This window comes from Deltaproteobacteria bacterium (assembly GCA_026388545.1).
In the GTDB taxonomy this organism is placed as follows: domain Bacteria; phylum Desulfobacterota; class Syntrophia; order Syntrophales; family UBA2185; genus JAPLJS01.
The window spans coordinates 1-10,582 of record JAPLJS010000061.1 but is presented as its reverse complement, the minus strand read 5'-3'; the positions used below and the strand labels follow the sequence as shown (position 1 = coordinate 10,582).

The following is a 10,582-nucleotide window of genomic DNA, read 5'->3' as shown; positions in this document are numbered from 1 at the left end:
CCCAGACCTTTGGAGTATATCTCTTCCGTTTAGAGCCCATCAAATTCCAGAACTTCGGGATGCCTGTCCTTATCGGAGATACGCTTCACCTTATCTTCCAGGGAAGGACAGTAGCGAGCGCTGATCCCCTTGATGGCTCCTGAATAGAGCGGGGAAAGCATGATATTCTCCCTGATGAGCTGGTGGGTTTCTTTCGTTGTATAGGAAAAATACGAAGGAAGCCTCTCTTCCCGCAGCTTTTCCGTAGTAAAAGAAAACGGTTCCGGGTCGGGATCGCTGTCCTGGCGTTCAAGCTTTGAGAAGTCGATTGAGGAAGCCCTTAATCTCGGTGGTGTGCCCGTCTTCATACGGCCCATCTCAAAACCCAGATTTCTCAGTGATTCTGCCAGATGAATAGAAGCCATTTCGCCGGCCCTCCCTGCCGGGTAATGCACGGTTCCAACATGGATCAAACCGTTCAAAAAAGTCCCTGTTGTTATGATAACAGCCTTTCCGCGATAAAAGACACCGATATGATCCTCTACACCGATAACCCTGCCATTCTCTACGACGATGCGATCGATAAGTGTCTGCCTGAGATGGAGGTTTTTTTCCTTCTCTACAACAGCCTTCATGGCAAGCCGGTAGAGCTGCTTATCACATTGGAAACGTGAGGATTGAACGGCGGGTCCTTTCGATGCATTCAGCAGACGAAAATGGACGGCCGTTTTATCGGCGATCTTTCCCATTTCTCCACCCAAGGCATCGACTTCCTTGACAAGCTGGCCCTTGGCCAAACCGCCGATAGCCGGATTGCACGACATAAGAGCAATAGAATCCAGATTTATATTAAACAGGATCGTGGAACAACCCATCCGTGCCGCCGCCAAGGCAGCCTCACAGCCGGCATGACCACCCCCGACAACAATAACATCGTAATTTCTTTGCAAACGCTTAACCCCATTACAGTGAGTTCATAATGATTGAAATTCCTACTACATTGTATATAATAGCATCGGTTTACAAATTACAACAAAAAAGAGTTTTCTGTGTCAAAACCGGAATTATGGAACAACACAAAAAGATATTACGATCTAAAGAGCTTCTGGCGTAATCGTTTCGGGTTCAGGGTGTATAAGCTCCAGATCGATGCGGGATTTACCTGTCCGAACAGGGACGGTACTGTATCGACGGGGGGATGTATCTACTGCGACGGCCGCGGTTCGCGCCTGCGGCAGGCTGGCCCACTTCCTTCTGTGACTGAGCAGATCCGCCGGGGCAGGGAATATTATAAAAAAAACAGAAATGCAGGAAAATTCATCGCCTATTTCCAGACCTTTACCAATACATACGGACCGGTGGAGAAATTGAAAGAACTCTATGATGAAGCCCTGTCGGAGGAAGATGTCATCGGTCTGTCGGTGGGAACACGCCCGGATTGCGTTCCCGATAATGTCCTTGACCTTTTTCGAGACTATGCGGAACACTCCCACGTGTGGTTGGAATTGGGCCTCCAGTCGATCCACAACAGAACCTTGCAGTTTATCAACAGGGGGCATTCGGCAGAAAACTTCCTCGATGCCGTGAAGAGGGCTTCGGGGAAAAATATACACATTTGTACCCATATCATCGTCGGCCTGCCTGGGGAAACGCGGGCAGATATTCTTGAAACGGCGAGGGTACTTGCAGCCCTCCCGATTCATGGGATTAAAATCCATCTCCTCTTAGCCCTCAGGGGAACAAAAATGGGCGATCTCTATGAGCAGGGGAATCTTTTTTTGCTGGAAAAGGACGATTATGTTCGGATTGTATGCGATATCCTGGAAATCCTGCCGCCGGAAATGGTAATTCAACGGCTGACCGCGGATGGTTACCGGGAAATTTTTCTGGCGCCACAGTGGGCTGTCAACAAGATGGACGTATTGAATTCAATTGACAGAGAACTGGAAAAAAGGAATACTTATCAGGGAATTCGTTATGTAAAGAATGGTTAATCAGTAAAAAATTAATCAGGTATATATTTTGCTAATAGGAAAATGTTTGATTTAGAAAGATGCAACTATTTAAAAATACTGGATTCCCGTTTACACGGGAATGACAGATAAAGGTATGCGAGGTTTAAAAAAGTATCATGATAGGTATTGTTGATTACCGGGCAGGGAATCTGACCAGTGTGGCACGGGCCCTTAATTATCTCGGCGTGTCCTGTCAGATCAGCGATGATCCCGGAATATTAAGCCAGGCCAGCCATATTATTTTTCCCGGCGTCGGAGCGGCAGGTGAAGCAATGGCCAATCTCCGGCAGAAATCTCTGGACCAATGGATACCGGAATGGGTAGAGAAAGGAAAACCAATACTGGGAATTTGCCTCGGAACGCAGGTAATCTTTGAATATAGCGAAGAAAATGACACACAATGCCTTGGTATTATCCCGGGTACTGTTAAGCGATTCCCGAAGGAACTGCAGCAAGACGGGATGCCCCTTAAAATTCCCCACATGGGATGGAACCGTGTGGCCTTTCAAAAGGATCACCCTGTCTTTCGGGGGCTTCCCGAAGGATCTGAATTTTACTTTGTCCATTCCTATTATCCGTCTCCCAATGATGATACATGGGTTATCGGCTGGACCGATTATGGACAGCGTGTCTGCGCTGCGGTAGCCCGCAGGAATCTAGTGGCCGTTCAATTTCACCCGGAGAAAAGCGGAAGGCCGGGACTTCAGATTCTGGCCAATTTCTGCCGGTGGGGAGGTCGGGATGCTGAGTAAACGGATCATTCCCTGCCTGGATGTACGTGACGGGCAGCTCACAAAGGGTGTCAAATTCGAGGGCAACATCGATATCGGCGATCCTGCGGATGCAGCGAGGGAGTATTATGAGCAGGGCGCCGATGAAATCGTCTTTTATGACATCACGGCCTCATCCGATGGGCGCGACATCATGATCGACGTAGTAAGAAGGGTAGCGGAGACTATTTTCATCCCCTTCTCGGTGGGCGGCGGCATTCGCACGGTTGAAGATATGAGACGTGTCATCCTTGCGGGGGCCGAAAAGATAAGCATCAACTCTGAGGCCGTTAAAAATCCGCCCCTCATCTATGAGGGCGCCAGGGCATTTGGCAGTCAGTGCGTCGTCCTGGGAATGGATGTAAAGAAGGTGGAGCAAGGTACCAAAATCCCCTCTGGCTATGAAGTCGTGATTCATGGCGGGCGGGTGTATACCGGAATCGATGCGCTATGGTGGGCCAAAGAAGCGGAAAACCTTGGGACAGGAGAAATCTGCCTGAATTCCATCGACGCCGACGGAACGCAGGAAGGGTATGAAATTGATCTGACGCATCTCATATCGACGAACGTTCACATACCGGTCATTGCCTCGGGGGGAGCGGGAAAACCGGAACACCTCGTTGATGTTCTTACGCGTGGAAAGGCCGATGCCGCTCTGATTGCATCAATGGTTCACTATAGAACCTACACGATTACGGAAATTAAGACGTACTTACAAGAACATGACGTAAAAACGAGAATGACCTGGTGATGGTTAAATCCAATTCATCCCCCTTGATTATTCTCCCGGATGATACTATAGTAATTTGAAAACTTTTTAAAAACACTCATAGATAAAAAACCGGCAAAGATTACTAACCGGTCAGGGAGGCAAAATAAAGTGGACAGAAAAAGATACGAACTGAATGTTCAGTTGGCGCAAATGTTAAAAGGCGGCGTCATCATGGACGTGACCAACGTAGAACAGGCGAAGCTAGCCGAGGAAGCGGGGGCAGTTGCCGTAATGGCCCTGGAACGGGTTCCGGCAGATATTCGCACACAGGGCGGTGTCGCCAGGATGTCTGATCCTGCTATGATACTGGCGATTAAAAAGGCCGTATCAATACCTGTGATGGCCAAGGCAAGGATCGGTCATTTTGTCGAGGCCCAGATATTGGAAGCGCTGAAAATCGACTATATCGACGAGAGTGAGGTATTAACCCCCGCCGATGAAGAATGTCACATTGACAAGACACAATTTTCCATCCCCTTCGTCTGCGGCGCCCGCAATCTCGGAGAAGCCCTGCGTCGCATAGTAGAAGGCGCCGCCATGATCCGCACCAAGGGCGAAGCCGGAACAGGTAATGTCGTCGAGGCAGTCCGCCACATCCGCACGATAAACCGTGAAATCCGGCAGCTCGCGGGCATGCCCCTGGAGGAAGTTACCGGTTTCGCCAAGGCAAACGGCTTGCCCTATGAACTTGCCGTCCAGGTGCGGGAGCTGGGTCGTCTGCCGGTGGTTAATTTTGCCGCAGGCGGAATCGCAACCCCTGCCGATGCGGCTTTGATGATGCAGTTAGGGTGTGATGGAATTTTTGTGGGCTCCGGAATCTTCAAATCGGAAAATCCGGCAGTGCGCGCCCGCGCGATCGTGAAGGCAACGGCGTACTACAATGACCCGGCCAAGGTGTTGGAGGCCTCCATGGGCCTCGGGGAGGCAATGCCGGGGCTTGAAATATCCGCAATCCCTGAGGGGCAGCTCTTAGCGGGGCGGGGATGGTAATTGTAAATGATCGGCGTCCTTAATCTGCAAGGAGGAGTCGTTGAACACCTCGATCATCTGGAGCGTTTAGGCATTAACGGCGTGGCGGTTAAAGAACCTGCTGATTTTCGGGATCTTGCCGGCCTGATTATCCCCGGCGGTGAAAGCACATGCCTTTCCCGCCTGATACGTATCTTCGGTATCGAAGAGGTCATTCTGAGCGAATTCCGGCGGGGAATGAAAATCTGGGGAACATGCGCCGGGGCGATTCTCCTGGCGAGCGCCATTGTCGGCGAGCCTGCCTATCTCGGCCTTATCGATATTGATATAGAGCGAAACAGCTTCGGGAGCCAGCTTGACAGTTTTGTGTCCGAAGCTTGTATTCCCCAGGTCTCGCCACAGCCCATCCCTCTCACCTTTATCAGGGCGCCCAGGATCTTAAGAGCGGGCGAAGGGGTGAACGTGCTGCTTCACATGGATAACTACATTGCCGCCGCGGAAAGCCCCGACGTGCTGGTCACCGTTTTTCATCCCGAATTGACGGGATGTATTGCCTTCCACCGCTACTTTGCCAGAAAATGCGGTCTCGCTCCCTATGATGACAGGAAAATCCCCACCGTAGACCCTGCCTGGAACAGCACAAGCTGGACCCGTTACACCCGAATCACGGGGAAATGAAGTCAGAGGAATCTCATGTGAAACAAATGATGAGTCTTGTGGGACGGTTCCTCTATTTTTTGATGGGCTGGCGCTTAGAGCCGCTCCCGTCCTATTTTTCCAGCAAGCACGTGATTATCGGTTTTCCCCATACCTCCAACATGGATGCCGTAAGGGCCTTCACGGCCTTTCGGATCATCAAAAGAACTGGCCATATCATGGTAAAAAAAGAATGGTTTTTCTGGCCCATGTCTCTTTTTCTCAAACCCCTCGGCGGGATTCCGGTCAATCGTGGTGCGTCCCAGGGTGTTGTGGAACAAATGGTGGAACTTTTCAACACAAGAAATGAGTTTCTTCTGGCAATCGTGCCTGAGGGAACTCGTAAAAAGGTGCCGACCATCAAAACCGGATTCTGGCATATCGCCAGGGCCGCTAATGTTTCCATCATATGCTGGTATATGGATAATGAAAATAAAAAGGCCCGCTGGCTGGCCGAAATTATTCCGGGTGAAGACAAAATTGAAGACTTGATCAGGATACGGGATCTCTATGAGAAGGCCGGATATCGATTCCCCCTGGATATTACATCGTCCTCTCATCGGTAGTCTAACCCATGACGTGTTGGTGACGAATGAAACCATTCTTTGCAGTCGCTACTAAAAGAGGCAAGGAAGTTCCTATCAAATTCTTGTTATTGCGTTTCTTGTCCCACCCTGGAAATAATGCCTTGCGGCGTTCAGCAGTTCACCGGCCTAACGAAAAGCTCACCTGCAGCGAGGGCCGAAAGGCCCTCGCTGTCGGGTGAAGTGCCACGTTGGCCGATTAATAGATGCAGGCATCCAGAATGGAAAGCACTTCTGACAGCAACTCATCACTACCGTGTTCGATACGTTTTGCGCGGCGAGATCGAAAGTCGACAGATTTGACTTGCTCGACCATTATGAAGCCCTTAAGCTTACTGTTTTTTGGAATAGGTATGTGAAAGGGGAAACTACGCTCTGTATTTGTAATTGGACACACTATAGCCAAACCAGTGCCTTGGTTGAACAGGTCCTTGCTAACAACAAAAGCTGGGCGCCGCCCTCTCTGTTCATGACCTGATTGTGGATCAAACGTGATCGCAATGATGTCCCCTTGTCTGGGGATATAGGCAGGCATTTACCAAGCCTCCTTGCCCACCGGCTCGCCCCATTCAACTTCGCTGGTTTGGTAGCTCTCAGGAATACGCGCTACAAGATCCCTAAGCTTGTGCCGCCCTCGTATTTTTTGAGCTGGTGTGACAATCATAATGCCGTCTTTTACGCTGATATCCACCTCATCACCGATACCAAGCTGTGCATCCGCAAGAAGATTTTTGGTAAGACGAAGTCCCTGGCTATTTCCCCATTTTTGAATTTTTGCAAGCATGTGACTACCTCCCAATGTATATACGAAGTATAGCCATTGTGAGAAAAATGGTCAAGAAATATTTTCAGGCCAACGCCCGAACTGTGTGGCGCGGCTGTTTTGCGTCCGTACCAGTGAGAGGTTATGAATTTTTCTTTTTTGTTAATGTTTTTATATCAAGTTCATCCTTTTCTCTTCCTGTCGCCATTTTATTTCTGATGAGCTTTTCTAAAGATATAACGGGTATTTTTAAACCTTCAATTTCAACAATAATTTTATCTTCATCAGCTTCTTCATATGTAACCCCATCAATCTTCGTGATGATGTCAATTCTACGAGGAATCACACCGATCTGGAAAATAATTCCTTCAGTTGAAAATTCATCGATCCGAATTTGATCAAGAGGAGCGCCGAATCGTGCTAATGCTTTGTATAATTTTTTTGAATTTATATTATTTGGTTTTACCCAAATATCGATATCCCCGGTAGCTCTCGGATATCCATGAGTTCCTAAAGCATATGCACCGACAATCATGAAATCAACGTGTTCTTCTAACAATAGTTGCAACATCTCTTTGTAATCTTCGTTTAACATCTTGCCCTCTCACAAATGCCCAATTATCCTTCGTAATTTCCCAAATCATTGAGATTAATTCATTTTTTTCCGCTTGAACATGTCCATCGTCTACTTCTTCACTCATATTAATTTTCTTTACCAATTTTCTGTTCATGTTCATATTAAAATTACTCCAGTGTTTATTTAAAATTCATAACGGAAAGGTGAGCCAGAGGAGCCGAGGGGTATATTCGGGGGTTGTAGTATCCTGATCAAATCGGCGATGGTGGTAAAATGCGGCCTCGTATCGGCGCTCAAGGCCATGAAAATAATGTTCTCCTCACACGCCTGGGCAATCCTTCTGCTGGAAACGATTCCCCGGGAGTACGCAAAAAGAACAATCTTCAGCAAAATGCGCGGGTCATAGGCGGGTGCACCGGTTTCTTCGTTCTTATAGCGTTCGTCAAAAAAGGTAAGATCAAGCTCGTGGTCGATGAGATGATTCAGGGAGTATTCAAAGGTGCCCGGGAGGATTTGTTTCTCGAAATGGATGGGGATGAACTTACCTTGTCCGTATGAATAGGGTTTGTAACGTGCCATGCAACACCTCGGTGAATGGTTAAGCGGTTACCAACGCCAATGTTGTCGCAACATTACAATAAAATGCCCCTATTTACAATCATTTTACCTTCTTTATTACCCTTTTCCTACAGGCTCAACGAAAAAATCAGCCGGAGCGTAGCGATCGGCTGGATTGATCTTGTTAGCCCTCCTTGTTAACTCCTCGCAAGAATCCATCCCACAATTCTTCAAGTTTTTCATTATATGCTGATTGAAGCACAGTGGAAAAACATTCACCACTTTCGACGGACAAGAGAAGCTTTTGAAATCCAAGCTCGTTTATTGCCGCCAAATAACTTATAAACATCATGCTTTGGCGATAAAACATATGCGGTTCAAGACCAAAATCGCTGGGTGTTTTTTTGAAAATGAACCCATCCGCTTTGTTTGGAACAAAATATTTCCCCGATCGTATAAACTCAATGGCTTGTTTCTGTGATATTAAATTAGCACCTCCACCATTTGAAACATAAGTTGCCAATCCTTCCTTGAACCACATAGGTAGTTTACTCATCTTGTAAACACCAAGTTGCTGATGTAAATGCAAATGTGACAGTTCATGCGTCAGATACTTTTTCGCAATTTCATCACCATATTCAAATATACGAGGAGATAGAAACAGTTTTGTCAACACCCCTGAAGGTACATCAGCGCCGTAATACTTCTTGAAGCTTTCCCTTGATCCACAAACGTACACACGGACTGGTTCGACAAAATGACGATATTGCTTTTCCTCTACTTGCTGAATCGCTGAAGGAAGAAAGGAAGCAACTTTTTCGGCATAACCCTCGGCACCTGGTTCAAATAGAACTCTGTTATCATTTCCACTCGGAATAAAATGGTCCGTTGATCTCAACACCGCTATAGAATGTTGGACAAGAGAACACCCTGTAACCAATAGCAACGCTATGACAAGAACTACTGACGATATTGTGGAATGTGCTTTTTGGTGTGAGCCAGTTCTCATTCTTATATTTCCGATCTTCTTTTATCTTGGGTTAACGACAGAAATCAGGCACAGGCCAATAGCTTTACCGCTTCAGCGCCGCCGCGCTTCTTCCCGTCGCCTGAATTGTCTTGTTAAGCGATGCCTGTTTGGACAGTCTGTACTCAATGACTCCATCCATACCGCCAACCAAGAGCACCTCGCTTAAACCGTCCTCGTCTGGCACAGCAATAATGGTTGATAGTTTTTTTAGTTCTTCCTGCCAGACAAGATTCCCTTTGGGATCAAAAATTAACAGAACAGAACGGGCGTAGCCTGAACTTCCGTGGCTTAAGACTGCGAGATACGGGGGCTCTGTTGGGCTAAATTTTACCCCTGTCCCGTTCGGGCCATGATATGGGTTAAATGAAGTGCCCTTAATAACGTGTTTTAACACCTCTTTACCGTTCGGATCCAAAACACCAAGACAGCCCCCGGCCCCAACAAGAAGATGACCGCGGCTAGGCCAAGCAACCGCTTCAACATGCGAGGCCCATTCCGGAAGTTTTATGGTTTTATGCAGTTTTCCTTCTTGGTTAAATATCTTTAGTTCACTGGATTTTTCGTAACCTATTATTGCGAATGGCAGTTGTTCGCCTTCCGGTGTTTCATATCTTCCAATATCGGATACTGGTAGCTTGTTATTCCACAATATTTTGCCAGCAGCATTATGAAGTACAACATGATCGGTGTTTTGATATGTAAAAAAGTTAGGCTCTGGAGCGGAAAACCGAATCGGAACTACGCGACTAAAGCCACTGGCCTTCCATACCCAAAGCAAACGTCCATGAATGTCTGAAACTCCATTGCTTGTTGAAACGAGGATGCTCCCCTTACCATCAGGCACCAGATAGGGATACATATGGACGCATCCATCGCAGTCTTCTTGTTTAAATTCAGTTTTTGATCGGACTCCATAGGTCGCTGGTTGTAGCAGTGTAATGCTGGTAGCTCCGAGCGCTATGATTTCGTTTCCCGGCATACCATCAAAATTGCCAAAAGCAAGAACTTCTACCCGCCCCATGAAATCGCTTCCGTAAACATGGTGCTTTTCGAGCGGCATATCTGCAACCGCTGTAAATGGAAAGCGTGACTCACGCGCAACAATGGAGCGTGAGTCGTGTAACGCAGTTCCCGCGCCAATAACAACGGCTAATCCCCCAGCGATATAGACGATCCATACACGCATACGATCAACTTTTACTAGGGCATGGACAATAAGGCCCAAAGCAAAGCTAACAAGTATGGTGCCAACGGCATAGACTGGTATAAATAACAAAGCTATTGCCGCTGTGGAACTTGAACTCAGATTGACGGAACCGTGCGCCCAAAGAAGGAAGCCAACCCCGCCTGCAACTGAAAACCAAAATGCAAGGGGCGCTCTCTTGCTCCCCTTTCCTATCGCATACCATGCGGCACTTGGAATTATATTGAAAGCCGAGAAGAAGAGAAGACCTGTGAGCCCAGGGAAATAATCAATAAACCATTCCCATCCACGTACTGGTACGCTCGGAAGACGAGCAATAAAGGGCGTTAGCAAACCGATTAACAAAGAAAACAAGAAAAGATGACTCGGCAAGTTGAGTCTTAGGCGGCCTGTGGTTTGTTCTTCTGTTGTCATATGTTCTTTAATTTTACGCGTAACGCCAATGGTCAGGCGCGCTGTAAAGCGTCGCCTGCACCCTCTTGTTGGCCATCCGCTTTGAACCCTTCATGGAAAGCGACATTGCCCTGCGGAGTATGCCCGTCGAAAGGTAGAGCAAAGAAGACCTCTTGTGGCACTCCCTCATGCACAAGTCCAGACATGTTCTTGAACCCGAATTTCTTGTAGTAATCCGGGTGTCCCACGAGACAACATCCTTGAGCATTCAT

General features: G+C 47.6%; 13 protein-coding genes and 1 pseudogene. 6 read left to right on the top strand and 8 right to left on the bottom strand.

Features of this window, described 5'->3' with window-relative positions; all coding sequences use genetic code 11:
- Positions 1 to 35: 35 nt before the first annotated feature.
- Positions 36 to 929 (bottom strand): annotated as a pseudogene (locus tag NTW12_07395) (FAD-dependent oxidoreductase).
- A 99-nt stretch (positions 930 to 1,028) separates the two neighbouring features.
- On the opposite strand from NTW12_07395, the gene NTW12_07390 reads away from it, so the two are divergent.
- The 6 genes from NTW12_07390 to NTW12_07365 all read left to right on the top strand — a co-directional run bounded on the left by NTW12_07390 (position 1,029) and on the right by NTW12_07365 (position 5,767).
- Positions 1,029 to 1,973 carry a TIGR01212 family radical SAM protein gene (locus NTW12_07390; GenBank protein MCX5846167.1) on the top strand — a complete coding sequence of 315 codons (945 nt, stop codon included), beginning with the start codon at positions 1,029 to 1,031 and terminating at the stop codon, positions 1,971 to 1,973.
- A 137-nt stretch (positions 1,974 to 2,110) separates the two neighbouring features.
- Positions 2,111 to 2,746 carry an imidazole glycerol phosphate synthase subunit HisH gene (gene hisH / locus NTW12_07385; GenBank protein MCX5846166.1) on the top strand — a complete coding sequence of 212 codons (636 nt, stop codon included), beginning with the start codon at positions 2,111 to 2,113 and terminating at the stop codon, positions 2,744 to 2,746.
- A complete protein-coding gene (gene hisF / locus NTW12_07380) occupies positions 2,736 to 3,515 on the top strand; it encodes an imidazole glycerol phosphate synthase subunit HisF (GenBank protein MCX5846165.1) in 780 nt (259 codons plus the stop codon). The genes hisH and hisF overlap by 11 nt, the downstream gene beginning before the upstream one ends.
- Before the next feature lie 129 nt (positions 3,516 to 3,644).
- On the top strand, positions 3,645 to 4,526 hold the full coding sequence (gene pdxS / locus NTW12_07375; protein ID MCX5846164.1) for a pyridoxal 5'-phosphate synthase lyase subunit PdxS: 882 nt from the start codon (positions 3,645 to 3,647) through the stop codon (positions 4,524 to 4,526).
- 6 nt (positions 4,527 to 4,532) lie between these two features.
- Positions 4,533 to 5,183, top strand: coding sequence for a pyridoxal 5'-phosphate synthase glutaminase subunit PdxT (gene pdxT / locus NTW12_07370; GenBank protein MCX5846163.1), 651 nt, complete (start codon positions 4,533 to 4,535; stop codon positions 5,181 to 5,183).
- Positions 5,184 to 5,209: 26 nt separating this feature from the next.
- Entirely contained in the window at positions 5,210 to 5,767 is a 558-nt protein-coding gene (locus NTW12_07365) for a 1-acyl-sn-glycerol-3-phosphate acyltransferase (GenBank protein ID MCX5846162.1), read from the top strand.
- Between the two features lie 217 nt (positions 5,768 to 5,984).
- Here the strand turns inward: NTW12_07365 and NTW12_07360 are convergent, their stop codons facing one another.
- The 7 genes from NTW12_07360 to NTW12_07330 all read right to left on the bottom strand — a co-directional run.
- Entirely contained in the window at positions 5,985 to 6,320 is a 336-nt protein-coding gene (locus NTW12_07360; protein ID MCX5846161.1) for a type II toxin-antitoxin system PemK/MazF family toxin, read from the bottom strand.
- Positions 6,321 to 6,569 (bottom strand): AbrB/MazE/SpoVT family DNA-binding domain-containing protein, encoded by a 249-nt coding sequence (locus tag NTW12_07355; GenBank protein MCX5846160.1) that lies wholly within the window; start codon positions 6,567 to 6,569, stop codon positions 6,321 to 6,323. It lies immediately after the preceding gene.
- 121 nt (positions 6,570 to 6,690) lie between these two features.
- A complete protein-coding gene (locus tag NTW12_07350) occupies positions 6,691 to 7,143 on the bottom strand; it encodes a nucleotidyltransferase (protein MCX5846159.1) in 453 nt (150 codons plus the stop codon).
- Positions 7,144 to 7,308: 165 nt separating this feature from the next.
- A complete protein-coding gene (locus NTW12_07345; GenBank protein MCX5846158.1) occupies positions 7,309 to 7,704 on the bottom strand; it encodes a transposase in 396 nt (131 codons plus the stop codon).
- 163 nt (positions 7,705 to 7,867) lie between these two features.
- The gene (locus tag NTW12_07340; GenBank protein ID MCX5846157.1) at positions 7,868 to 8,692 is read right to left on the bottom strand and encodes a hypothetical protein; all 825 of its coding nucleotides are present in this window, start codon (positions 8,690 to 8,692) and stop codon (positions 7,868 to 7,870) included.
- 64 nt (positions 8,693 to 8,756) lie between these two features.
- Positions 8,757 to 10,331, bottom strand: a complete 1,575-nt coding sequence (locus tag NTW12_07335) for a hypothetical protein (GenBank protein MCX5846156.1) — start codon at positions 10,329 to 10,331, stop codon at positions 8,757 to 8,759.
- Positions 10,332 to 10,363: 32 nt separating this feature from the next.
- A partial coding sequence (locus NTW12_07330; GenBank protein MCX5846155.1) for a GNAT family N-acetyltransferase occupies positions 10,364 to 10,582 on the bottom strand: 219 nt, incomplete at its 5' end.